The 25277-nt window shown below is 55.9% G+C and carries 22 protein-coding genes, 1 tRNA gene and 1 pseudogene; 2 read left to right on the forward strand and 22 right to left on the reverse strand.

The window, feature by feature from the left end; all coding sequences use genetic code 11:
* Positions 1-146 precede the first annotated feature (146 nt).
* From OZX67_RS05445 to OZX67_RS05495, 11 genes are all read right to left on the reverse strand, one after another.
* Positions 147-1442 (reverse strand): alpha-amylase family protein, encoded by a 1296-nt coding sequence (locus tag OZX67_RS05445; protein WP_277141599.1) that lies wholly within the window; start codon positions 1440-1442, stop codon positions 147-149.
* A gap of 330 nt (positions 1443-1772) precedes the next feature.
* A complete protein-coding gene (locus OZX67_RS05450; protein ID WP_277141601.1) occupies positions 1773-2027 on the reverse strand; it encodes a hypothetical protein in 255 nt (84 codons plus the stop codon).
* A 209-nt stretch (positions 2028-2236) separates the two neighbouring features.
* Positions 2237-2962 carry a histidine phosphatase family protein gene (locus OZX67_RS05455; RefSeq protein ID WP_277141603.1) on the reverse strand — a complete coding sequence of 242 codons (726 nt, stop codon included), beginning with the start codon at positions 2960-2962 and terminating at the stop codon, positions 2237-2239.
* A 97-nt stretch (positions 2963-3059) separates the two neighbouring features.
* The gene (gene rsfS, locus OZX67_RS05460) at positions 3060-3455 is read right to left on the reverse strand and encodes a ribosome silencing factor (protein WP_277141605.1); all 396 of its coding nucleotides are present in this window, start codon (positions 3453-3455) and stop codon (positions 3060-3062) included.
* 3 nt (positions 3456-3458) lie between these two features.
* Complete coding sequence (glmU, locus tag OZX67_RS05465) at positions 3459-4841, reverse strand: bifunctional UDP-N-acetylglucosamine diphosphorylase/glucosamine-1-phosphate N-acetyltransferase GlmU (protein ID WP_277141607.1); 1383 nt, start codon at positions 4839-4841, stop codon at positions 3459-3461.
* A gap of 98 nt (positions 4842-4939) precedes the next feature.
* A tRNA-Gln gene (locus OZX67_RS05470) sits at positions 4940-5010 on the reverse strand.
* 135 nt (positions 5011-5145) lie between these two features.
* The gene (locus tag OZX67_RS05475) at positions 5146-6168 is read right to left on the reverse strand and encodes a ribose-phosphate diphosphokinase (protein WP_277141609.1); all 1023 of its coding nucleotides are present in this window, start codon (positions 6166-6168) and stop codon (positions 5146-5148) included.
* 46 nt (positions 6169-6214) lie between these two features.
* On the reverse strand, positions 6215-6469 hold the full coding sequence (locus OZX67_RS05480; protein WP_277141611.1) for a hypothetical protein: 255 nt from the start codon (positions 6467-6469) through the stop codon (positions 6215-6217).
* A 63-nt stretch (positions 6470-6532) separates the two neighbouring features.
* Positions 6533-7201 carry a nicotinate-nucleotide adenylyltransferase gene (gene nadD / locus OZX67_RS05485; RefSeq protein WP_277144949.1) on the reverse strand — a complete coding sequence of 223 codons (669 nt, stop codon included), beginning with the start codon at positions 7199-7201 and terminating at the stop codon, positions 6533-6535.
* Positions 7202-7332: 131 nt separating this feature from the next.
* Positions 7333-7908 carry a phosphoribosylglycinamide synthetase gene (locus OZX67_RS05490; protein WP_277144951.1) on the reverse strand — a complete coding sequence of 192 codons (576 nt, stop codon included), beginning with the start codon at positions 7906-7908 and terminating at the stop codon, positions 7333-7335.
* A 214-nt stretch (positions 7909-8122) separates the two neighbouring features.
* Positions 8123-9439, reverse strand: a complete 1317-nt coding sequence (locus OZX67_RS05495; protein WP_277141613.1) for a glutamate-5-semialdehyde dehydrogenase — start codon at positions 9437-9439, stop codon at positions 8123-8125.
* 232 nt (positions 9440-9671) lie between these two features.
* Between OZX67_RS05495 and thrC the strand changes: the two genes are divergently transcribed.
* Positions 9672-11246, forward strand: coding sequence for a threonine synthase (gene thrC / locus OZX67_RS05500; protein WP_277144954.1), 1575 nt, complete (start codon positions 9672-9674; stop codon positions 11244-11246).
* 178 nt (positions 11247-11424) lie between these two features.
* On the opposite strand, the gene OZX67_RS05505 is transcribed toward thrC, so the two are convergent.
* The 4 genes from OZX67_RS05505 to OZX67_RS05520 form a co-directional block, all read right to left on the reverse strand.
* Positions 11425-11802 (reverse strand): GntR family transcriptional regulator, encoded by a 378-nt coding sequence (locus OZX67_RS05505; RefSeq protein WP_277141615.1) that lies wholly within the window; start codon positions 11800-11802, stop codon positions 11425-11427.
* A 209-nt stretch (positions 11803-12011) separates the two neighbouring features.
* Positions 12012-12671, reverse strand: a complete 660-nt coding sequence (locus OZX67_RS05510) for an HAD family phosphatase (protein ID WP_277141617.1) — start codon at positions 12669-12671, stop codon at positions 12012-12014.
* Between the two features lie 353 nt (positions 12672-13024).
* Complete coding sequence (recN, locus tag OZX67_RS05515; RefSeq protein WP_277141619.1) at positions 13025-14833, reverse strand: DNA repair protein RecN; 1809 nt, start codon at positions 14831-14833, stop codon at positions 13025-13027.
* A gap of 6 nt (positions 14834-14839) precedes the next feature.
* The gene (locus OZX67_RS05520) at positions 14840-15880 is read right to left on the reverse strand and encodes an NAD kinase (RefSeq protein ID WP_277141621.1); all 1041 of its coding nucleotides are present in this window, start codon (positions 15878-15880) and stop codon (positions 14840-14842) included.
* A gap of 331 nt (positions 15881-16211) precedes the next feature.
* Here OZX67_RS05520 and OZX67_RS05525 point away from each other — a divergent pair, with 331 nt between their 5' ends.
* Positions 16212-16901, forward strand: a complete 690-nt coding sequence (locus OZX67_RS05525) for a hypothetical protein (protein WP_277141623.1) — start codon at positions 16212-16214, stop codon at positions 16899-16901.
* Here OZX67_RS05525 and OZX67_RS05530 read toward each other — a convergent pair.
* The 7 genes and pseudogenes from OZX67_RS05530 to argH all read right to left on the reverse strand — a co-directional run bounded on the left by OZX67_RS05530 (position 16883) and on the right by argH (position 25133).
* The gene (locus tag OZX67_RS05530) at positions 16883-17641 is read right to left on the reverse strand and encodes a TlyA family RNA methyltransferase (protein ID WP_277141625.1); all 759 of its coding nucleotides are present in this window, start codon (positions 17639-17641) and stop codon (positions 16883-16885) included. The genes OZX67_RS05525 and OZX67_RS05530 overlap by 19 nt on opposite strands.
* Positions 17638-17841 (reverse strand): hypothetical protein, encoded by a 204-nt coding sequence (locus tag OZX67_RS05535; protein ID WP_277141627.1) that lies wholly within the window; start codon positions 17839-17841, stop codon positions 17638-17640. The genes OZX67_RS05530 and OZX67_RS05535 overlap by 4 nt, the downstream gene beginning before the upstream one ends.
* 8 nt (positions 17842-17849) lie before the next feature.
* Positions 17850-18887: an HAD-IIA family hydrolase gene (locus OZX67_RS05540; RefSeq protein ID WP_277144956.1), complete on the reverse strand. Its 1038-nt coding sequence runs from the start codon at positions 18885-18887 to the stop codon at positions 17850-17852.
* A gap of 356 nt (positions 18888-19243) precedes the next feature.
* A pseudogene (locus tag OZX67_RS05545) lies at positions 19244-21169 on the reverse strand (helicase); the annotation flags it as partial.
* Positions 21170-21292: 123 nt separating this feature from the next.
* Positions 21293-22615, reverse strand: coding sequence for a tyrosine--tRNA ligase (tyrS, locus tag OZX67_RS05550; protein WP_277141630.1), 1323 nt, complete (start codon positions 22613-22615; stop codon positions 21293-21295).
* Positions 22616-22822: 207 nt separating this feature from the next.
* A complete protein-coding gene (locus OZX67_RS05555; RefSeq protein WP_277141632.1) occupies positions 22823-23572 on the reverse strand; it encodes a GDSL-type esterase/lipase family protein in 750 nt (249 codons plus the stop codon).
* A gap of 73 nt (positions 23573-23645) precedes the next feature.
* Entirely contained in the window at positions 23646-25133 is a 1488-nt protein-coding gene (gene argH, locus OZX67_RS05560; protein WP_277141634.1) for an argininosuccinate lyase, read from the reverse strand.
* Positions 25134-25277: the final 144 nt, after the last annotated feature.

The following is a 25277-nucleotide window of genomic DNA, read 5'->3' on the forward strand; positions in this document are numbered from 1 at the left end:
GTCTTTTCCGTTATTAGCTCTGTATCCAGAATCCTTTCGCAAAGCTAATCACACTTTGAGGGCAAATTTCGTGATTGACTCCGCAACTTTGACGATATGCAAAGTTAGCCACAATCCGCAACGCGACGCAGACTCTCCTCGACCAATCACACCGCATGATGCTCGACATGGAGCAGGGGTACGGAGGATTCGTCTTCGTAGATGTCAGAGTGCGGAGTCGAGTCTAGATTCATGTCGATATGGAGCTTGGCACTGCCGTCACGAGCTTTGAGGTCATAGGCATAATGGCGGTTTTCGAGCAAGGTCGGCTCCGTGGTGGCGTCAACCATCCACGGACGCGCACTTCTGATTGCGGCCAATTGACCGGTGAGCCGGTACATCCATTCGCCGTCAAGCGACAGGTTTTCCGGCGTTTCCGGGTATTCGGGACGAACGATGTCGTCGCCGCCGACCCCATCGGTTTTGTCACCCAACATGGCTCGCTCATCGCCGTAATAGACCGAGGGCGTGCCGCCGACCGTGAAGAGGATCACAGCAGCCAGCGCAAGCTTTTCCTCGTCCTGGATTTGGCTGGCAATCCTGGTGACGTCGTGGTTGCCAATGAACGTCTGTGGCGTAAAGGTCTCCAGGAACGTGTCGTGACGCTTCAGACACCAATCAAGTTCGAAGAAATTCGCTTCCTTGAGACTGCTCCAGATCGCTTTCCACAGCTCATACTGGGTGACGGTGTCAATGGTCGAATCACGTACAAACTGCGGATAATCACCATGAATGGCTTCGCCTATGAACCACGCATCCGGAATTTCACGGCGCACACGAGGCAACACCTTGGCCCAGAAAGCAGACGGCACCGTCGTGGCCGCGTCCAGACGCCAGGCATCCACGCCACGGCGCATCCAATGAGTCATTACATCGGTCACCAGATCGGCGACCCGAGACGCCTCATGGTTGAAGGCGGGAAGAATCGCATGGCCTTCGAAATTCTTATAATCGAGCGTTCCGTCTTCGGCCGAAAAGAAGCTGAACATGTCATCGCTATTATGCCCGACGGACTTTCCGGCTTCAACCTCGCCTTCCGCCCGTTTGAGTTCACGCTGGAACTCCGGGAAATCCCTGCCGACGTGATTGAAAACGCCGTCCAGCATCAACGCGATTCCGCGTTGATGGCAAGCCGCCACCAAACGGTCGAATGCCTCGTCGTCACCGAGTCTGGGGTCGATCTTGTAAAAATCGATGGTGTCGTAACCATGGGTGTCGGAATCGAAAATCGGGCCAAGTAAAAGTCCGTCGCAGCCCATGCCTTTCATGTAATCCAGCCAGTTGATCAGACGATCAAGCCTGGGGGTCTTCAGACGTTGCGCATCGGATTGCGGGCGCACCGGAGCCCCGCAGAAGCCCAAAGGATACACCTGCCACCAGATCCTACGGCTCATTTCGTTCATCTTATGCCTCGTTTCCTGCCAGGCCCGCGTCATTCTAGTTTCCAGCATTCAACTTTACCAGCAGAAAGCCACGTAAACGGCTGCTTCATCCGGATTTACCATGTAGCCGATTGCGTTTGCGACATGCGACCCGAATAACAAAACCACATGTTCCATGGCCTGGTAGCAGAGATTTTTCTTTTGAAAATGTAATAGTGATAAATGTATCCGAAACATAACGAAAGCCGCCGAAACGCTTCTTGCGCGATGGCGGCTTTCATCTTGCTGCAGGAGCCTCAAACCGATATCACATCATGTTTGAAGCCCTACCCATCAGCAGAAACTTCGTTTTCACTTGTTGTCGCGAACCTGCTGCTTGACCGCGTTCTTGGCCTCGGTGGCCTGCTCCTTGCCCTGTGCTACCGCGCTTTCGCCCTTGGCCTTGGCCTCATCGGCCTTATCAGAGCACTTGTCTTTGACATCATCAGCCTTCTTTTTGGTGTCATCGACCACATCTGCAGCCTTGTCCTTCACGTCGGCAGCGGCTTTGCCAAGCTTCTCGCCGGCTTGCTTGGCTGCATCCTTGGCGTCATCGAAAATACCCATAATAATTCCCCTTGTTTTAAGAGATTCAATCCACCCGACCCTCACCGAATGATCGTATGTGATGGTCGAGGTACGAAAACATATCGTTGCCATACACTTATTATCTTAGCCTATAAATCCATATGTAAGACTAAACACCTACGCATTGTATGACCGGACTAAATGGCTTGAAAACCTGGAAAACAGGACAATTTCGGTGAAAAACCAAATCAGAGCTTAGGATTCTCCCATTCGGGCGTATCGGCGATGGCAGGCCCGTGATTGTAGTCGGAAAGAGCCCACCGCAGCGGTTTGCCGACAATGGCAATGGGAATGAGCCTGGCCCAGTGCGCGTTGCGCATCGAGAAGACAGCAGAATTGGCGTCGGCGTCTTCGTCCGCGTTCAAAAGGGTACGTACGGTATCGGCGATGCAGGCACCGTGCGAGAAGACGTAAAGGTCGGTGTCCGGCTCGGCTTTGCCAGCCCATTCTGCGATGGCCTGCGTCCCCCGTTGACCGACATGCTTGTCCGGTTCGACGTTATGTTTGAGTTCGCCGCCCTCGCCGTGAAGCCAGGAGGTGAAATCCTCAGGATACTTTTCCATGATATCCCGGGTCGCCTGACCTTCCCAATCGCCATAGTGCCGTTCGCGAACTCGCGGGTCCGGATGGACTTCCTCGCCGATCAGGTCGGCGAAGGCATGGGCGGTGGCCATGGCTCGTCCCAGATCGGAAGCGACGATCAAGCGATGCCGTTGCTGGTCCTTCTGGCCGTCAACATAAAGCTCCTTCAGGGCCCGGCCGGTCTGATGGACCTGCCAATTGCCGACTTCGTCAAGAGGAATATCGGTGACGCCTTGAATACGGCCGGAAGCGTTGTAGGCGGTACGTCCGTGACGCACCAGCGTCAGCGACCGGACGTGGACATTGGGATCGAATAGCGTATTGAAATCCATCGTTAACTCCTAGATACTGATGGAATGGTCATAGTGTTCAATCCTGGGACGCAGTGCTCACGCCGACGGATATCATTCATGGCCTTTCGACGATTGTTCACTCGTCGGCGGATTTGTCTTCAGACGTTTTGGGCAGCTGAAGGTCGATGGCCGGGCAGTCCTGCCAAAGCCGTTCGAGATCGTAGTATTGACGTTCTTCCTCGTGCATGATGTGGATGACGAAATCACCGTAGTCGAGCAGCACCCAACGAGCCTCGTCAAGACCTTCACGGCTGCGAGGTTCAAGCTTTCCACCCTTGGTGTAAAGTTCCTTTTCGATTTCCTCGGCCACGGCCAGAACCTGGCGTTCACTCGAAGCCGTAGCGATGAGCATGGCATCGGTGATGGCGATGGGACCGGTGACGTCGAAGGCGACGATATCCGTGGCCTTCACCCGGTCGGCCGCAACCGCTGCCAGACGCAGGGCCTCAATGGTGGATTGCAATGCTGCCATAAATCAACGCTCCCATTCGGGCTTCCAGCCCTCTACAACGTGTTGTGTGTTCTCCGAATATACCATCGAATCGTCAGGCACCGCATGACGGATGACCGAACCGGCCCCTGTGGTGACATTGTCGCCGACCTCGACGGGCGCGACGAAAAGGTTGCCGGCACCGACGTGGACGTTCGAGCCGATGTGGGTGCGGTTCTTGTGCACGCCGTCATAGTTGGCGGAAATGGTGCCGCCGCCGATGTTGGTGTGCTCGCCCAATTCGGCGTCGCCCATGTAGCTTAAGTGCGGCACCTTGGTGCCCGCGCCGATATGCGCCTTCTTCATTTCGACGAACGCGCCGGCCTTCGTGCCCTCCTCCAGCCTGTTGCCAGGACGCAGATAGGTCCACGGGCCGATATTGGCGTCGGTGCCGATATGCGATTCCTGCACGCGGCTGCGTTCCACCGTTGCGCCGGCTTCGACCTGCGCGTCAATCAGCGTGGTATACGGCCCGATGACGGCGTTTTCGGCAACGGTGCTGTGACCCTGCAGGAAGGAGCCCGGAAGCACAGTGACATCCTGTGCCAGCTCGACATCGTCTTCGATCCACGTGGTCTCGGGGTCGAGAATCGTGACGCCTTCACGCATCCAGCGCTCGCAGATACGCAGGTTGTGCTTGCGGGAAAGATTGGCCAGCTGTACACGATCGTTGACGCCTTCGACGCTCAGGGCATCGGAAGCGGCAAGAGCACCGACTTTGCCGGTTTTTCGAGCGCTTTCGAGTGCGTCGGTCAGGTAGAACTCCCCTTGCGCATTCTGTGAATCAAGCCCTTGCACCGAACGAGCGAGCACGGCGGCATCGAACACGTAAACGGAGGTATTGATTTCGTGGACGGCGAGCTCGCTGCTGTTGGCGTCCTTCTGCTCAACAATGCGCAGCACGCTGCCGTCGCTATCGCGGATGATGCGTCCGTAACCGGTCGGGTCTTCAAGGTTGGCGGTAAGCACGGTGGCGTCATTGCCGCTGGCCTTATGGAAGGCAAGTAGAGCGTCGAGCGTTGCGGTGTCGAGTAACGGCATATCGCTGGCGGCGATAAGCACCGGGCCAGTGAGCTGGCCGTCTGAATCGAGCTGTTTCATGGCGCACTGCACGGCGCGACCGGTGCCGGGGATATCGTCCTGCTGAACGATCTCGACGTGTTCGTTATAGCTTTGCGCGGCTTTGGCCACACGCTCGGCCTGATAATGCACGACGACAGCAAGTGTCTCGGGATCAAGTGCGGAAACGGAAGCCATCACGCGCTCAAGGAAGGTTTTCCCGGCAAGTTCGTGAAGGACTTTGGGTTTCGACGAACGCATACGCGTGCCTTCACCGGCCGCGAGAATGATTGCAGCACTCAATGCCATATCTACTCCAATTCCGGTGCTTCAAAAGCGAAACACTAATTCAATATGCAAATCGGCTGGCATCCGATACACGGAAAGTCAGCCGACTTGAACTTCAGTTCCTCCACCTGGATTCGAACCAAGACTAAGGGTTCCAAAGACCCGTGTGCTGCCTTTACACCATGGAGGAATAGCGCGGCCTTGAAGACCGAACCGTTTTTCTATTATGCTGGTCACCTCTGACAACCCGACACGCTTGACGGCGAATCATTGAGCTTTCAGACTCCGGCAACCAGTAAAACATGGACATCCCGACACCATCGAATCAGGCGAAGAGGAAGCCTTGCCCGTGGTGCTCGGGGTAGTTGTCGAAGAGCTTGGCGACCGAGCCGTCCTCGAAGACGGCCTTGATGGCGCTGGCGAGCAACGGTGCGATGGAAAGCACGGTAAGCCCGTCCCAACGCTTGGATTCGTCGATTGGCACCGTGTCGGTCAACACGACCTCGCGTGCGCCACAGTTCTTGAGGCGATCGACGGCAGGGTCGGAAAGCACGCCATGTGTGGCGACGACGGTCACGGATTTTGCACCGGCCTGCTTCAAAACGTCGCAGGCGCCGACGATAGTGCCGCCGGTATCGATAAGGTCATCGACCAGAACGCAATCCTTACCGAGAACATCGCCGACCACGCGGTTGGAGGTGGCGTGGTTCGGGCGGTTGATGTCGCGGGTCTTGTGGACGAAGGCGAGCGGGCCGCCTCCCAGACGCTGTGCCCACTGCTCGGCCACGCGGATACGGCCGGCGTCCGGGGAGACCACAGCGACATTGTCGAGATTGCCTTCGAAACGATCACGGATGTAATCGACAAGGACAGGCATGGCGATCAGATGATCGACCGGGCCGTCGAAGAAGCCCTGGGACTGCGCGGCGTGCAGGTCCACGCTCATCACGCGGTCAGCCCCGGCAGTGCGAAGCAAATCAAAGACGAGACGGCAGGAAATGGGCTCGCGGCCAAGATGCTTCTTGTCCTGACGGGAATAGCCCAGAAGCGGGCAGACAGCGGTGATGGAACGCGCCGACGCGCGCTTCAATGCGTCGATCATAATGAGCTGTTCCATGATGGCCTTGTTGACATCACCGGCATGGCTTTGCAATACAAAGACATCCGCGCCACGCACCGATTCGGTGTAGCGCACATACATCTCGCCGTTCGCGAAATCGTATGCTGTAGTCTTCAAAACGTCGATACCAAGCTGGTTGGCGACGTCCGCCGCCAGCTGGGGATGCGCCCTGCCGGTGACGAGTATGAGATTCTTACTGGGCTTTCCTTCTAGGATTGCGCTCACCATATCTCCAAACGTTATCGTCTGTATGAACCACAGCCATAGTAGCTTCTCAACGCGACGGGGACACACTCGGTTCGTTCACATCGGATTCGTCCCGATCGCGCGAGGTCTCCGAATGGTCGGAAACCGACAAGAACTCGTGAAGCACGATAAAGGCACAGGTTATATTCAGCGCCATAAACACCGAACCTACATATCCGTAGCCCAGCAACCATTCCCCGTTAGTTACCAATATTGCCTGCAAAAGGATAATCACTGCCAGACACACCTGAACGATACGGAGCCGGGTCTTTTTCATCGTCATTCCTCCATTGGTTTATCGGTGAGATTCATCACTGATACCAAGAGTAACATGACAGATCAAAAATCAGAGCTGAGCATAAAGCCCATGCTTGGCAATGTATTGCACCACGCCGTCAGGGACGAGATACCACACCGGTTCGTTCAACGAGACGCGATGGCGGACATCGGTCGATGAAATCGCCAACGCGGGAATCTCAAGCGTGTCGACCTCGACTTGCGTGCGCATATGCTCAGGGCTGGTGTATCCGGGGCGCGTGACAGCTACGAAACGCGCCAGCCCGAACATATTGCGCGCTTCCTTCCACTTGAGGATTTCGGCGACGGCGTCGGCACCGGTGATGAAGAACAGCTCTGCATCAGGATTCAACGTGTGGATGTCACGCAATGTATCGATGGTGTAGGTGACGCCCGGACGGTCGATATCGACACGGGAAACAGTGAATTTGGGGTTCGATGCCGTGGCGATGACGGTCATCAGATAGCGGTCTTCGGCATTGGTAACATCTTTGTCAAGCTTGAAGGCCGGACGGCCAGTGGGGACGAAAATCACTTCGTCAAGGTCGTAAACCCAGGCCACCTCGCTTGCAGCCACCAAATGGCCGTTGTGGATGGGATCGAAGGTGCCGCCCATGATGCCGATGCGGCGACGACCGCTTTTGTCGTGTCTGTCTCTCGGCTTGGTTTTTGACGCATCAATCGAATTGGGATCGTGATGTGAAGACAGACCGGACATTTTTCGCGCCTGGCCAGGATAGCGAGAAATGTTGATGTCGCCGGCGGGAAGAGCGTCGGCCTTTGGGGTATACTTCACAGACCCGTTATCGTTGTTTGCCGGCAGCGAGCCGTTGGAAGTCGGGGCGTTGCTCATGCTTTGCCATCACCTTTGTGCTTACCCTTATTGTCTTTCTGCGATTTGTCGGCCTCGCTCTCTTCGCGCTTCTCGTCGGCCTGTTCCGTCTGTTCCTCGATGTCTTCGACGGTGGCATGCTCGCTTGGGTCGATCTTGCCCATGTCCTCGTCGTATTCGTCCTGAACGACGCGACGAATCTCGGCAAATGTCGGGATCGGGAAATCGGGCTGGTAAAGGCGGCGCACGGAAGCGACGCACTCGGTGGCACGCACCAGCAGGTCGTTCATGGCGTCAATGCCACCTTTGGCTTCCTGCTTGCTGAATTCGGCGATGTAACGTTCCATCGCCGCAAGACGTTCGGCCACGGTCTTTTTGCCGTCTTCGTCGAGATCGACGACGTCGTCCGCGTCCATTTCCGGCCAACCGACGAGCGCGGCATCGGCATATTCAAGGGAGGCGCGCTGATCGGCGGTGGCGATGCCATCCTCGACCTGCACCAAGAAGACGTAACGGACGATGGCAAGGCGTTCCGAGGCAACCTTCAATGCGATACGAGGATTGCTGATGTCGGTGCCGCGGTCTTGGGCCAGCTGATAGTCGGCCTTGACTCCGAACTGTTCCTCTGCCTGCCGAGCCACTGCATTGTCTTGCGGCCGCTTTTGGCTGTCCGTTGCCGTGGTGATGGGTCGGTTTTCGGGATTCTGATCGACGGAAATGCCGCCCTCAAGGCTTCTGCTTTCGCCGCCGGTCTTGGCTTCATCATTGCTCTGTTCAGCGTCGTTCATGTCGTGTCCTTCACTCCCGTCAAGCCCGCACCTGGCCGGTGCCGTAGCCAATCCATTTGGTTGTTGTCATTTCGGTCAAACCCATGGGGCCACGGGCATGCAGCTTCTGCGTCGAGATGCCCAATTCGGCTCCAAAACCGAACATACCGCCATCCGTGAATCTTGAGGAGGCGTTGGCCATAACCACTGCCGAATCGATACGTTTGGTGAAACGCTCGATGGCGCTGTAATCCTCGGAAATGATGCACTCGGTGTGGCCGGTGGAATGGGCGTTGATATGCTCGATTGCCTGATCGAGGGAACCGACGACCTTGACACCCATTTTCAGCGCGAGGTATTCGGTGTCCCAATCCTCGGGCGTGGCATGAAGCAGCTTCACGTCATCAATATCGCTTCCACCGATAATTCCGTAAGCCTCGTCATCAGCATGAAGCTCCACACCTGCATCTGCGAGCGCCCTCGCGGCAAGCGGCAGGAAGTCCTTGGCCACGTCGCGATGAACGATCAGCTTTTCAGCCGCATTGCACACACCGACACGTTGCGTTTTGGCGTTCAGGATGATCGGGATGGCCTTGGCGAAATCCGCAGCCTTGTCGACGTAGATATGGACGTTGCCGGCACCGGTCTCAATGACCGGTACCTTGGAATTGCGGACGACGGCCTGGATAAGCCCTGCTCCCCCACGCGGCACCAGCACGTCGATATGGCCGCGCGCTTCCATCATCGCCGTGGCCCCCATACGCCCGAACTTGTCGACGGAAGCGACCAACGCTGGGTCGAAACCCTGTTCCTGCAACGTTTTCTGGATAACGGCAAGCGTCGCCTCGTTGGTATGTTGCGCTTCGTGGCCACCGCGAAGCAAGACGGCGTTCCCGGATTTGAGGCACAGCGAAGCGACATCGACGGTCACATTGGGACGGGCTTCATAAATCATGCCGAACACGCCGATCGGAACCCGCACTTCGTTAAGCCTCAGGCCATTGGGCAACGTCGAACCACGCACGATCTGGCCGATCGGATCGGGAAGCGTGGCGACGTGACGGACGCCGTCGGCTGCTGCCTTCACGCGCGCCTCGTCAAAGAGCAGACGGTCGAGCTTCCCTTCGCTCATACCGGCCTGCCTGGCCTCGCTCATATCGAGGCTGTTCGCCTCGGCAATCCTCATGCTGCCCGCCTCAAGCTCATCCGCGATAGCGTTGAGCAGGGTATTTTTCTGTTCGGTATTGGCTTCGGCGAGTACCCGTTGAGCCTTTGCCGCGGCGTCACCCATGGCGCAAACTTGCCCGAACACCTCCGGATCAAGTATCGCCGAATCCTGATGACCACGTGCGACCATAAAACTCTCCCCTAACGCTGCAAACACATTTTCCTAAAATTTTTCAGCGTCTGCCAGACCCTTAAGGGACTGGCGAACACCGTATCCATTGCCACTGATTGTATGCCTTGCCGCGTCCAAAATGATTCGAATTCATTGATTTGGACACCTTCAATATTAGGGCTTGCGTTCCATTAGACTGTTTATCAGCGAATTCAAGGAAACCAGCCACAAGAAAAACGAGGCATTTGTGATGAATACCACCTTCCATAGCACCAGAAGCTCTTCTGAGAAATGGACGAGCCGTCAGGCCATCCGTCAAGGGCTTGCGGGTGACGGCGGGTTGTTCGTCACCGACGATTTGGGCAAACAACAGATCGATGTCGCCGCTTTGGTCGGCAAATCCTATCAAGACATGGCTCGAACCGTGTTGGGCGTACTACTGCCCGACTTCTCGACTTCCGAACTCGATGAATGCGTACGCGCGGCCTACGGTTCCCAGTGGCTCGACAGCGCCATCACCCCGCTGAAACCGCTGGGCGACGATTACATTCTCGAGCTCTTCAACGGGCCGACCAGCGCGTTCAAGGACGTGGCGTTGCAGATTCTCCCGCAGTTCATGGCACGGACGACTTCGACTATCGCTTCTTGCGAATCGAGCAAGTCTGTTTTGGGCGACAAACCTGCCACGGCAGACGCTGATGACAAGAATGTCAGACACGCCACAACACCTGCAGACGGAAAAGTGATGGTACTGACGGCCACTTCCGGCGATACCGGCAAAGCGGCGCTCGCAGGATTCGCAGGTACCCCCGGCACCGGCATCACCGTTTTCTATCCCGAAGGCAAGGTCAGCGAGATCCAACGTCTGCAGATGACCACCCAGACCGGCTCGAACGTCAACGTGTGCGCAGTCAAAGGCAATTTCGATGACGCGCAAACCGCGGTCAAACGCATTTTCGGCGATAGGGACTTGGCCGCGAAACTTGAGAAAAGCAACCACGTCTCGCTTTCCTCAGCCAATTCCATCAATGTCGGCAGGCTTGTGCCACAAGTCGTCTATTACTTCTCGGCTTATGCGCAACTGGTCGAACTCGGTGCCATCAAGGTCGGTGACCAGGTCGAATTCGTGGTGCCCACCGGCAATTTTGGCGACATTCTCGCCGGCTACTACGCCAAAAAACTCGGGCTGCCGGTCGGCAGGCTGACCGTGGCCAGCGACCGCAACAACGTGCTCTTCGATTTCCTGACCACCGGCACCTACAACCGCAAGCGCCCGTTCTACGAAACCACCTCACCGTCCATGGATATCCTCGTCTCCTCGAACCTCGAACGTATGCTCTACTACATGTCGGATGGCGACACCAAACTTATTCGCGGACTGATGGACGATTTGCAAAACAAGGGTTCATTTACGATTTCCGATTCCTTGCTCGCACGAATCCGCGGACTGTTCTCTTGCGGCTGGGCCGACGAAAATCAGGTGAGCCTTGCCATCACCGACTGCTGGAACGCCAACCATTACGTCATTGACCCACACACCGCCTGTGGTTATCATGTGCTCTCCCAGATGCCTCGTGAAGCCACCATGCCGCGCGTGCTGCTAAGCACCGCCAGCCCCTACAAGTTCCCGCGCGTGGTCGGCAAGGCGCTTGGCCTCGACACCACCGGTACCGACTTCGATTGCATGGACAGGCTCTCCGAAGTCACCGGCACCACCGCACCTGCGAACTTGCGCGGCTTGGAGCACACCACCGAACGTTTCACCGATGTCATCTCCATCGAAGAGATGAGCAATTACGTTAGAAATGCTTCTCAGAAGCTTTAAAGAAGCCGTCGGACTGAAATTGAAAGGGCTTACGGGCGACTAATTGCGTCTCGTAAGCTCTTTTCTTTGATTGTTCACAGTTTCTTGCGCTCGTAGATCTGTATCAAAGCCTGCCAAATAACACGAACACCACTGCGATCACGATTGCATCAACGCTCTTTCACCCTTGCCAAATGCTTTACTTGGCTTTCTTGTACTCAGTCTCGAGCATATCCATCAGGTCAATAAGCGGGATGTCGGCCGCTTTCGCTACTACTCCCACCTGTCGCAAGGCGTTGCGTACCTGACCGGCGAGCTTCTTCCTCATCCGCTCATCGCCTTTTTCGGCGACGAACGAACCCTTGCCCTGCACATTGACGATGATGCCTTCATCCGCCAGTTCGTTGTAGGCCCGGGTGACAGTGAGAACGGAGATACGCAGCTCACGGGCCAGCTTGCGCAGGCTCGGTAGCGCTTCCCCACTCTTGAGCTCGCCGTTCAACACGGCCTCGCGAATCTGACGTTTGATTTGTTCGTAGATCGGTTCCCCGGACACGGATGAGATGATCAGTTTCATCTATGCCTCTTTCTTTTCTGATCAGTGTCCAGCAGAACCCCTGATGCACATCAACAGTTCTACTGTTACATATAACTATATAACAGTTAATTCCACTGTGCAAATCGGTACTATAACAGTTTCGTTTATTTGGAAATTACCTGCAGAATGAGCGTTTATCCCAATAAAACAGATATTGAACTTACAAAATTTTATGGCCAGTTGCCATATCAAAGCACTTTAGGCGCATCCGCGAAGTCGCTAATCACTCCATCGGCAATCTGTATAATAGCTGGTCTGTCCTCAAGTGAATAGTCATCTTTCATCGCCCAAACATGCATGCCAGCTGATTTTGCAGCTTTTACGGCCACCAACAGATCCTCGAACACGGTGCAATCCTTGGCGGCTATTCCCAAACGCGACGCTGCGGCAAGATACACCTCAGGGCTATGTTTGCTTTTTGCCTCGGTATCCTCCACGCTTACTACCACATCGAAGAACTTCCGGATGCCCACGTGCTCCATGCCGACCTCACGCACCTGCGGTGAAAGCGATGTCGCCACAGCCAGCCGTGCGCCGCTCGACTTCAGATAATCCAGATATTCAACCGCATGCGGTTTGGCTTCGACGGTAGTTCCATACGCCTCAAGCACCATCGAATCCCACAGCTTCGCGAGCTCGCCAGGAGTGTCATTCAGCCCATAACGTTCAATCGTGTAACGCGCCACTTCCTCAGGCCTCATTGCATTGACAACACCCATATAATCGTCGGTCAGCGGGATATTACGGCTATGAAAGAAGTCAATATCAACCTGATGCCACACGTCCATCGAGTCAAGCAACGTCCCATCCAAATCAAAGATGGCTGCTTTGCCTTCGTTCGTTTTCATGTACTCTCTCCAAACTACCGACGCTGTTGGGTCGGAATATACAATGCTCAGGCACCCTCCAGGCCGGTAGGCAAGCTTTACGCCTGATCATCGCATATCCCGCCCCAACAGCTCATGCTACAGAAAACTAACTCTACTCACTTGCGCAAAGAAACAGCCTGAAGCGAATAAAAAATAAATCTCTTAACACTTGGAATTTACAAGATATCTGAATGCATTTGTTTCTCGTTGTTGATTAGCTGCCGGCTGGGATATGCGATGTTAGACCGTAAAGACTTGGCCTGAGCGGCCCGGAGCGTGTCGAACATCGTATATCCCAGCCGGCAGCGACTGACCGTTGAACACTTATTTGCTCACAACTTGCTGGAGTCGAGGAGTTCTTGGGCGTGGCTGAGAGACGTGGCGGATTCGCTGCCGGAGAGCATTCTCGCGATTTCGTGGATGCGGGCGTCGCCGGTGACTTCGTTGACTCTCGTCTCGATTGGAGCCTTTGAGCTGGCGTTTTCAGCGCTGCCCTTGCTGACCACGAATTGGGAATCGGCCCATGAAGCGACCTGCGCCAAGTGGGTGACCACGATGACCTGTGACGTCTGGGAAAGCTTGGCCAAGCGTTTGCCAAGCTCGACCGCGGCCTTGCCGCCAACTCCGGCATCCACCTCATCGAAGATGAACGTCATATCGTTAGACTCGAATGTCCGCTTTTCAGCCACGGACAGTTCGAGCGCCAGCATGAGTCGGCTGAGTTCGCCGCCAGATGCGCTTTTGCCCATCGGCAATTTCGGTGAGCCGGGGAACGGTGTGAATAGGAATTCGATGTCGTCAATGCCATTGACATCCAAAGGCCAAGTAGAAGAAGCAGCGTCTGCTTCGTCGTTTTTCGAAGCTGGTTTATCCTTCGGCGACGATTTGCGCTGCACAACCCGAATCTCAAGCCCTGCTCCGGCCATGGCCAAAGCCGAAAGCTCTTTGGTGACAGTATTGGCTAGACCAGTGGCCGCAACTTTCCGTTTTTTGCTCAATACCTGAGCCGCTTTCAACGCATCATCAAATGCCTGCTTGCGTTGAGCTTTGATCTCCTCCACCTTCTCCGGCGAGGCATCCAAATCCTCGACTTCGAACGCTGCTTTGTCTCGCCAGGAAATGACATCCTCAAGTGCCGGCCCCCAGCGACGGGTCAACTCGTCGAGCTCGTGAATACGAGAGTTGATGGCGTCCAATCCTTCAGCATCTTCGTCAGTATCCATTTCGTTTGAAAGCGAAAATACAATATCGGAAAGGTCGGCGTTCAATGATTCCAAGCGATCGGCCGCCTCGCTGAAAACACCGCCGACATGAATGGTGCGCAGCGCTTGGATGGCATGATTGATAGCATCTGATGCACTCTGAGCGTCACTGTCCGAATCGACTTGCGAGGCATCCAACGCAGAAAGTGCCGATCCTACACCCTGCGCGATTTCCGCCGCATTCTCAACGCGCGAACGTTTATCTTTAAGTTCTTCATCCTCACCTGTTTTAGGATCCACCTTGTTGATCTGTTCGATGGATTCGCGCAGGTAATCGGCACGTTGACGGGCCGAAGCCTCCTGATTGGTGAGATTGTGAAGCCGCTCGTCCATCGCTTGCAGATTCTCCCAAGCCACACGATACACTTCGCGCTCGGCCTTGTCATCGGCAGCCATATCAAGAAATTCCCGTTGCCTGGCAGGCGAGGCAAGACGCAATTGATCGGCCTGCCCATGAATGGTCACCAGTTCTGACGCGACATTGCCAAGAACGTTTCTGGGAACGCTATGTCCGCACAGCACAGCGCGAGAACGCCCGGAAGCCGGAACGGTACGTGAAAGAAAAAGCTCCAGCCGGCCGGTTTCGTCGGGGTCGGAGTCGGTTTCTGAACTATCAGAATCCAGCACACCGGCATCTAGCGCAAGACCTGCCGCCTTGCCGCTCTCGTCGACATCAAAAATACCTTGCGCCCAGGCCGAATCCGCGCCGGCAGCGACCCTTCCAACATTGGCTGTCGCGCCGGAAATGAGCCTAATCGCACTGAGCAACATGGATTTGCCTGCGCCGGTTTCGCCGGTAATGGCCGTCATCCCCTTGCCCGGAGTCAATACCGCAGAACGAATGGGCCCGAGATTGCGCACTTCCAGTTCTTCAAGCATAGGATCTCACCTTTCGGATGAACCTTGTTTTCCGGGCTGGTTTCGTCCATCGAAACCTTTAGCCGTGCTCTTCCGATTGTTCTCACCTGCATCGCCGTTATCGTTAGAGTGGAAAGCCCGAACCTTGTTTTCGTCCGCAATAATGTTCTCGCGCTTGCGTTCCTCAAGCCGCGAACGTTGGCGAAGGCTGACGCTTGGGAGGTTGAATTTCGTGACCAAGCGATTGGTGAACGGAACACCGGAAAGACTGGCCAACTTTACCGTCAGCGAGGAAAGATGAACGGTGGTGCGCGTGCCGTATCCGAGTTTCATCTTCCTTCTGCCGTCGCAGCAGATCCAGCCTTCGGTCAGCGAATCGTCAATCACATCAACGGTAAAACGCGAATGCTCCCCAATCACCATCGGACGGGTGAACAAGGCATGTGCAGCAAGCGGTATCAACTGCAATGCTTTGACATCCGGCCAGATAATCGGCCCTCCGGCAGAGAAGGCATAGGCCGTCGAACCGGTCGGGGTCGAGATAATCACGCCGTCGCAACTGAACGAACTGGCTTCCACGCCGTCGACACCGACGGAAAGTTCGATCATATGGTCGCGGTCGGCCTGCTGAATCGTGATATCGTTCAACGCCCAATCACTTACCGTCTTTTTGCCGTCTCGGGAGGTCACGGAAACCCCGGCAAGGTTGCGTTCGTCGATCGAATAGTCCCGGTCGGCGACACGCGCGATGGCCTCGCTTAATTGGAAGCTTTCGAATTCCGCAAGGAAGCCGACATGGCCCAGATTGACGCCGAGGATAGGGATTTCGGTGTTGTGCACCAGCTCGGCCGCGCCCAGAATCGTGCCGTCGCCGCCGAGCACGACGACGATTTCCGTATCACTGCTGACGATGGGTGAAGTCTCTCCGAATCTCGGCGGGTCGAGGCTGTCGACGATCCGAACACTGAATCCAGCATGCTGCAGTTGTTCGACCGCCTCGCGCACGACAAGACTGGTCTCGGCAAGCCGAGCATGTGTGACCACGACCGCATGGCGCTTACCCACCATCGTCCTGCCTCTTTTCCTGTTTTAAGACTACGAAAACAAAATCCGTTCTACCCATATCCTAACCGGACAGTGTCTACAAACGAGCTTACCCCGGAACACACCGACAACAAGTGACGCAATGACATGAAAGCTTTGAAACGACAGATACGACAATAACATTTCAAACAAAAGACTGGTATTTAAAAACAATATTCAATATCTTCTGATATCAAGAAATCTTGAATTTTGACGGATTTTCGTCTTCTGATTTCGTTTTTGCTCTCATTTCCGGTAATACAGAAAGAAAAAGGCACCAGAAAATGCCTTTCACAATTGCCGGAAAGAAGGCGAAATGAACCTCAATACATTCGGCGGAACCATTGAGGGCAACGATTACGATGCCCTCATCACCCACGGCAATGCCGTTATGCAGCAAGGCGTTACGTTCGACACACTCGTGGTCAAAGGGATTTTGCAGGCACCGAGCTGCCATGGTCGCAGAATCATCATGGACGGAGGAATGTTGAACGCTTCGGGCGAAATCATCGCCGACTCGCTTTCTGGACATGGTCACATCGTCGCCCATAAACATATTGATTCACGCAAGATTTCTTTTATCGGTGAAATGAAAACGGATTCCCGGATTGTCGTCAAAGAATCCCTCCAAGTAAACGGCTCAATCAAAGCCAAATCATTGGTGGCGCCAAACGCTAAGATAATCGGCCATACCCACATTGAGGAATACACTGAAAGCGGCAAACTCGAAATCAAACCGATGCAAACAACGATGTTCGAAAGATTCGGGATGAACGAATATTTGGAACCCAACAACCTTCAACGCATCGTTGCCACGAACGTGGTGCTGTGCAACACCATCTGTAAGAACATCGACGCCAGCTATGTTGCGTTGTCAGGTCATACGCATGTCGAAAAAGTAGTGTATGAAGGTGATTTGCGGCTCGACAAGACTTCCAGCGTAAGGCTCATCGAGCATCGCTGGGATGAGGACGAGGACGATATGATTCAGCGCAAAGTGGCATAAAGCAGGTATTCTTCATTTCCATGAGTCCCCTGTATCGGTGAGGGGCACGTGGCAACCACCTTAAGCCCACTGGCTTCGGCACAATCACAAACCGTTTTCAACGCTTTTTGGCGCAGCCTTGGATCTTCCACCACGCCGTTTTTGCCCAAATGGCCTTTGCCCACCTCGAACTGCGGCTTGACCAAGAGCAAGATATCGGCATGGCCCGCAGCTACTTTCGCAATGACCGGAATCACATAGGTCAATGAGATGAACGATACGTCGGAAACGATGAAAGACGGACGATATGGCAGGTCTTCGGGCTCAACATCACGAATGTTGAGCCCGCTCATCTCGATGATGCGCGGGTTATCGGCAATCCGTGGGTCAAGTTGGCCATGTCCAACGTCCAGTGCGATAATTTCAGAGGCTCCATGACGCAGCAGCACGTCACAGAACCCACCCGTGGAAGCGCCGATGTCCAAGCAATGCTGGCCTTTGGGTGACGGCAGGCCAACATCGGCGAACCGTTCGAATGCGCCAAGGAGCTTGTAGGCCCCTCTCGAAACGTAGTCGTCACCGGTATCAACCAAAACGGTCTCGTTGCCTTCCACCTGCATGGAAGGCTTGTCCGCAGGTTGGCCGTCGACTGTCACTTTGCCGGAACGGATGAGACGCTGGGCCCGCGTGCGGCTGTGTGCCAGACCTGCCGAAGCCATGTATGCGTCCAAACGCATTATTCGACGTCCCTCGTTGGTCATACTCGCTGCTGGCTGTTCAAATCCTCATTCAGTGTTCCCAAAACATCCCGGAACGCTTCGATTTTCTGCTCATCATCCATATCGGGCAAATTTTCGAGTTTAGGGTAACGTGCGCGAAGATTGTCAGATGAGGTTTCGCCTTTGGCCTCAGGACCGTCAGAATTTCCTGAATGAGCAATTTCATCATATTGAGAAGCCATGAACCCTCCTAAAGTCTGAAATCGGGAAGCCGCAATGCTGCGGTATCGACGTTCTCGTCGTCAGCCAGGTTCCATAGAAGGCTGCACGCGGCACGCAACGCGTTGGTATCGGTGAGATCGCTCACACGGACTTCGTCACCAACCAGTTGTGCAGAGGCGCCTACACACTTCCATTGGCTTTTCGAAATCTGAACCGGTGCCGGCATCGCTTCGTGCAGCTCACGCAAGTCGCGGGAGATAAAAGTCGGACGCAGATGGGGAACGGCCAGCATCAGCTGCTTGGGATCGGCGACGCCCGTAAGCACGACCAAGGAATCATAACCGCCACGGTTGCCGGCCTCGATATCCGTATCGAGCCTATCGCCGATGGCCAGGCAATGGTTCTTCGGCACCAAAGTGGTTCCGTCATGCGAGGCAAGCAATCGCGCTTCGTCATACATGGCGGCTTCCGGCTTACCTGCCGACGCAACCGGTTCGACACCGGTTGCGTTGATGACGGCTTGAACCATCGAACCACAGCCCGGAGCGATGCCCAGTTCCCGCGGAATCGTCAGATCGCGATTGGTCACGAAATACCGTGCGCCACGTTCCACGGCAAAGGCCGCATTGGCAAGTTCGTTCCATGTGACCTCGGGGTACCAACCTTGCACGACCGCAGCCGGATCGTCCTCGACACGCTCGACAACGTTCAGACCTTGCTTTTCCAATTCCTCACGCAGATGTCCCGCACCGACCATGAATACCTTGGCGTCTTTCGGCACGGCACGAGCCACCATTCGGGCCGCGACAACCGACGAAGTGATGATCTGCCACGGCTCGACCTTCAGGCCGAAACCACGCAACTGATCCACGACGGTCTGCTGATAGCGCGAAGAATTGTTGGTGGTGTACTCGATTGTCATACCATGCTGTTGGGCTTTGGTAATCGACTCGCTGGCGTAATCCACCGGGTTCTTGCCCCGGTAAACCACGCCGTCGAGATCCAGCAATGCGAGGCCATAAGCCTGTTCAATCGGTTCTTCGGTTGCCTTGAGCACTGTCTGTATTACTCCTCTTCGCCGGACTCGTCTTTTTCGTCGGCGACTTCCTGTTTGACAGCGGGATCAGCGGAATCTTCGGCACCCTCAGCGGTTTCCTCGGCAGGCAACTCGTTCTCGTCGCCGTCGGCATCTCCTTCGGTTTCCGCTTCGTCATCCTCGCCGACCTCGCCTTGCGCATCCTGATCGGCAACGGAGTTCGCAGAATCATCTGGTTCGCCGGATTCGTTGACGATTTCGGTGCTGTCGGCGTTTTCCTTGGCCGTAGCTTCGGCGCTTTCCTGCGCTTCCGGTGTCTCTGGGTCGAGAGCGGACTGGGACTGATCGTCGAGATCGGCATCGGTATCCAACTCTTCGCCTACTTCCTCATCGGATTCGGCATCCGCTTTGTCGGTGTCGTCTTCGTCCGCATTCCTGCCCGCATCATCTGAACCGTCTTTATCAGAGTATTCAGACCCGGAATCATCCGAATCCTCAGAATCTTGAGAATCCGAATCACCGTCGTAATCCTCGTCATCCTCATAGGGATCGGGCGCATACTGCGCATCATCCTCCGTAATCCCCAGTTCTTCCATCATGTCGTCGGGCAGACGCTCGAGGTCGTAGTCGATGACCACTTCGTCGGCATCTTCATCGTCCTCGTCTTCGTCAGCATACTTGTTTTCAAGCTGCTCGATGGTGGTGTCGAGGTCGGCTGCCTCGTCTCCGCGTCCGCCTTCTTCGAGGAAGTACTGCTCGGCCTGCAGCGCACGCATACGGTAGGCTCCGGGAAGTCCCTTGGTACCTGCCAGCTTGCTGACCACGTCAACGGCCTTGTCCCAAAGACCCAGATCTCCCAGCGCTCCGGCATAGACCAGGAACATCTCGGCCTTGGATTCGCCGGTAAGTTGCTTGGCGTCGTCGGACATCGCCATCTCGATGGCACGTTTCGGGTTGCCCAAGCCGCGTTCGCAGTCGGCGATGAACGGCAGATAATCGTTGTAGCCGTTCATACGGTGTGCTGTGCGGAATTCCTTCAGCGCAGTCTTGTAATCGCCCTGACGGTAGGCGATGAACGCCAGAGTCTCACGTGAGAAATCAATGCGGGAGGCCTGGTGCGCCACCCACTCGGCGTGGTCACGGGCGGCCTTCGGGTCGCTTTCCTCAAGCGAATAAGCGGCGAGAATGTGCAGGCCGATGTTCTCGGCGTGCTCCTTGGAAAGTCCCCTCAGGCGTTCCTTCTCGTCCTTGGAGAGCATCGACCATTCCATGCCTTTGGGCATGCGCGGCTCGCCGGGGCGACGGTCGGTATACGGGTTCTGCGAGGGGAACGAGACCGTGCCATCGGAATTGCGGCGCGGGCCGTTGTGCATGTATTCTTCGCGACCATCATTATGAAAACCGCCACGGCGGTCATCACGTCGGTCATCGCGGTGATTGTTGTAGCTTCTGTATCCACCGCGTTCGCCGTCTCGGCGGTCGTCACGGTGGAAGTCACGACGATCATTGCCATGGGAGTTGTAGCCGCCCCTACGGTCATTGTTGCGACGGAAATCACGGCTGTCGCCGTCACGACGATCATTGCCACGGTATCCCCCGCGTCGATCGTCGTCATGCCCACGATAGCCGCCAGAACGATAGCCGCCGCGACGATCATCATTGCGATGGAAGTCCCTGCGATCGTCTTCCCCGCGATAACCGCCACGACGATCGTCATCGTGCCGGTATCCGCCTTTGTGGAAGTCACGACGGTCGCCATCCTTGTGGAAATCACGCCTGTCATCACGATGGAAATCCCTGCGGTCCCCGTCACGATGGAAGTCGCGGCGATCACTGCCGCCGCGATAGCCGCCGCGTTCGCCGTCACGGTGGAAATCACGATGCCCGCCACCGTTGCCGCGGTAGCCGCCGCCACGTCGATCGTCGTCATGCCCACGATATCCGCCGGAACGGTAACCACCACGACGGTCGTCGCTGCGATGGAAGTCCCTGCGATCGTCGCTTCCGCGGTAGCCGCCGCGTTCGCCGTCGCGGTGGAAATCGCGACGATCCCCGTCGCCGTGTCCGCGGTAACCGCCACGTTCGCCGTCACGGCGATCATCACGATGGAAGTCGCGGTGTCCACCGTTGCCGCGGTATCCGCCGCCACGCCTGTCGTCATCATGCCCGCGATATCCGCCGTGTCCACCCTTGTGGAATCCACCGTGGTTGTTGCCGCGATACCCGCCGTGACCTCGATAGCCGCCACCTGAACGGGACGAACCGTGACCGTATGAATTGCCGTCGCGGTTGCCGCGCTGTTCTTCTGCCATATGCTTATGCCTTTTTGCTTGGGTTCGGTCATCCCGCTATCTGAAATTGAACGGGACAATCCTAAATATTATTTTTGTAATAAATTCTAATCCACTTGATTGAAGCTTGATGAAAGCTTGCTGTCAGCCGAGTTCGACGGCACCGACCGCCTTTTTTCCACGCCGAATCAGCGCGAAATGATCCGCCAAGAAGTCCTCACCGGTCAGTTCCTGGTCCTGGTCCTCGACACGCACGTTGTTGACGTAGACGCCGCCGGATTTGATGGTCTTGCGCGCCTCGGAAATCGATTTGAAGAGCCCTGCGGTAACCGCGGCCTGCGCCACACGTTCGCCGACAACGGCCTTGGCGAAAACCTTCTCGCCTTCCTCGTTCTCGATCTTCAGACCCTCGATGGAGGATTCCAGCATGTCGGAGCCGATGGACTGCAGATCGCCGCCACGGCCGAATAACGCCGAAGCCGCGTCAATCGCCTCTTGAGTGGTCTTTTCTCCGTGAACGAAGCTGGTGACCTCCCAAGCCAATGCTTTCTGCGCCTCGCGGGCGCCGGGGTTGACCTCGGCCTCATGGGCGAGTCGCTCGATCTCGGCCTTGGGAAGGAACGTGAAGGCCTTCAGAAGCTTCAGCATCTCGCCGTCAGGCTGGTTGTACCAGAACTGGTAGAACTTGTAGGGGCTCAACATCGTCGGGTCAAGCCACATGGCGTTCCCTTCGGACTTGCCGAATTTCTTGCCCTGGCTGTCGGTGATGATGGGGCTCGTGAACACGTTGACGTTCTCACCGCGCACCTTGCGGATCAGGTCGAGGCCGCTGGTGAGGTTGCCCCACTGGTCGGAACCGCCAAGTTGCAGCGTGCAGTTGTATTCGTCAAAGAGGTGCAGGAAATCGTTGCCTTGCAGAACCTGATAGCTGAACTCGGTGAAGGAAATGCCTTCCTCGCTTTTGAGCCTGCGTGCCACCGTGTCCTTGGCGAGCATGGTTCCCATGCGGAAGTTCTTGCCGACGTCGCGCAGAAAATCGATGACCGACATATTGGCCGTCCAATCGTAATTGGAGACGAAACGCACAGGATTGTCGCCGTCGGTGACGAGAATCGTGCCGATTTGCTTCTTCAACCTGCGGGCCCAGCCTTCGACGACATCCTTGGGATTCAAGGTACGTTCGCCGCTTTGACGAGGGTCGCCGATGAGACCGGTGGCGCCGCCGACCACAGCGATGGGATGGTGACCGGCTTCCTGCAGATGGCGCATGTTGATGAGCTGCACGAGATTGCCGATATGCAGCGAGGCTGCGGTGGGGTCGAAACCGCAATAGTAGGTAATCGGCCCGCCGTTCAACGCTTTGGCGAGCTGATCGCGGTCCGTGGACTGCGAAATCAGCCCGCGCCAGTTCAATTCATCGAAGACGGAGTCGAATCCCGCTTCCTTGAAATTGGTGACGTGAGCCATAACCGTATTCCCCTATTCTTTTGTATCAAAACAATCGGAGCCGAACAGCTCCCGAACCAATCTATTTTCGCAGATGACGGCGACACAGCAATATCAGACTCAATGCTGAATTGAGTCTTGACCAATGATTTATTTGTTATCACGAAGTTATTAGTATTTTACAATCACTTATATTATTATTTGATTCCCTGAAAAACGAACAGACCTTTATTCCGCAACAAAATCCTGAACGAATGAAGAACCAAGCTTGGCGACCACGCCTTCGACCATATAGCTGTAGCCTTTGGCACTGGGGTGGAAGTGATCTGGAGAGAAGAAATCGGGAGCGTCGGCATGCACGTTTTCGTGAATCATATCGACATACGTGGCGTGGCGCTCGGCACAGACTTCCTTGCTCACGGCTGCCTGCTCATCCATCTCATGCTCGAGTGCTCGGCGCAGCGCCTTGCCCAACGACGGCTCATGCTGCATCTGTCCAGGACTCAAGACGATGACATGGCCGCTCAGCGGTTTGGCCTCGTCGAGGACGGCGGAAAGATCAGCACGCCATTCATCGAGCGTTCGATTGGCCATGATGTCATTGGAACCGGCACAAAATGCCAGGATATCGAACTTCTTGCCTGACTTCAGCACTTCGGGAAGCAGACGGTAGCGGACGCGCCGCATCGTGGCGCCCAGCTTTCCATGGGCTTCCCAGCTGACATCACGCTTGAACTTGTCCGCAAACCCTTGCGCAAGGTCGGGTATAAGACCCTCCTGCTGGTTTTGCGTACCACAGGCAGCCACCATAGAATCACCTATGGCGCACAAGGTCAAAGGCTCGGCATTGCTGGGTGTTGACTGGTCGAATTTCCGGACACCAAATGGGTCTCCGCCGGGAGCCTCAGACAGATGAATCGTATGCTTCGCCCACATCGCCTCGATAGTCGCTATCGGAGTTCCGATACCCAACGTCATGCCTTTCACGCCTTTCTGCCTAGCTTGCTTTCAGCATGCCATCGTACTCAAGGTGAAGTAAAAAAATGTCAAATCATTGCAATGCGTCTGGTTTTACGTAAGCCGGACCGTCACTAACCGAATCAGCGAATGTTTTAGCTTTTGCAGCGATCCGCTTGGCTTCGGCAATTTGTTCGCGGACGCGAACAGGTGCTGTGCCCCCCTTGCCGTCTCGCTGGTCTACGGAACCCTCGACGGAAAGGACTTTACGGACTTGCGGCGCGACATCTGCGGGTAGGAAATCCTTGAACACAGTGACGAAATCATCATCGCTCAAATCCCAAAGCTCAACGCCACGGCCTTCCGCCATCTGGACGCAAGCGCCCGAAAGCTCGTGGGCGTGACGGAACGGGACACCCTGCTTGACCAGCCATTCGGCGATATCCGTGGCCAAAGCAAAACCGGTGGGCGCCTGAGCCTTGAGACGGTCAAGGTCGAAGACCATGGTACGGACCATGCCGGCGAAAGCGGGCAGTAAGGTTTCGAGTGTGTCGACCTGGTCGAACACGGCTTCCTTGTCTTCCTGCAAATCGCGGGCGTAGGCCGTCGGCAGACCTTTGAGCGTGGCCATCAGGCCAGTCAAATCACCAATCAGACGGCCGGACTTGCCACGGGTAAGCTCGGCGATATCCGGATTCTTCTTCTGCGGCATGATCGAGGAACCGGTGGAATAGGCGTCATCGAGACGGACGAAGGCGAATTCCTGCGTGTTCCAGATGATGATTTCCTCACTCAAACGGCTGAGGTCGACGCCAATCATAGCCGCGATGAACGAGAACTCGGCCACCAAATCGCGGCTTGCGGTACCGTCAATCGAATTGGCGGTTACACGCGAGAAACCGAGTTCGTGAGCTACGGCTTCGGGATCGAGACCAAGCGTGTTGCCGGCCAAAGCGCCTGAACCGTAAGGGCTTTCGTCCATGCGCTTATCCCAATCGACCAGCCTATCGACATCCCTCAGCAGCGGCCAGACATGGGCCATCAGCTGGTGAGCGAGCAAAACCGGCTGGGCGTGCTGCATGTGCGTGCGCCCCGGCATCACTGCTTCCCCCGCTTTCTCAGCCTGCTCGATGAGCGCATCGACCACGCCAAGCACCAAACCGGCGACCATACGCGCATGGCGACGCAGCCACATGCGGATAAGGCAGGCGATCTGATCGTTGCGCGAACGCCCGGCACGCAGCTTGCCACCCAGCTCATCCCCCGCGATCTCAAGAAGTCCGCGCTCCAGAGCCGTGGCCTCGTCCTCATCATCTTCAACGGGAGCAAACTCCCCCGAATCCACGAGCTTCTGCAGTTTGTTGAGCGCATCCTCCATCCGCCTCAACTCGTCATCACTGAGCAATCCGGCCTTGCCCAGCGCCCGCGCGTGCGCCCGAGACCCGGCGATATCGTCATCAGCCAGCCGCCAATCAAACTGCGTCGACTTTGAGAGCCGCGCCAGCTCAGGCGAAGGCCCGGACTTAAACCGCCCTCCCCACAGCGCCAAATGCTCATTCCCTTTATTATCCTGCTCCGTCATCCTTATTTTCCCTTCATTCTGTAACAAACTAGTCTTTGAGTAAAGCTAACTGTGCGGAGGCCTGGGGATATACGTTATTCCGGACGCTCCTTGGCCGCTCGGCCATGTCTTACGCCGTAACAACGCATATCCCCAGACCTCAAT

Source organism: Bifidobacterium sp. ESL0728 (assembly GCF_029392015.1).
In the GTDB taxonomy this organism is placed as follows: domain Bacteria; phylum Actinomycetota; class Actinomycetes; order Actinomycetales; family Bifidobacteriaceae; genus Bifidobacterium.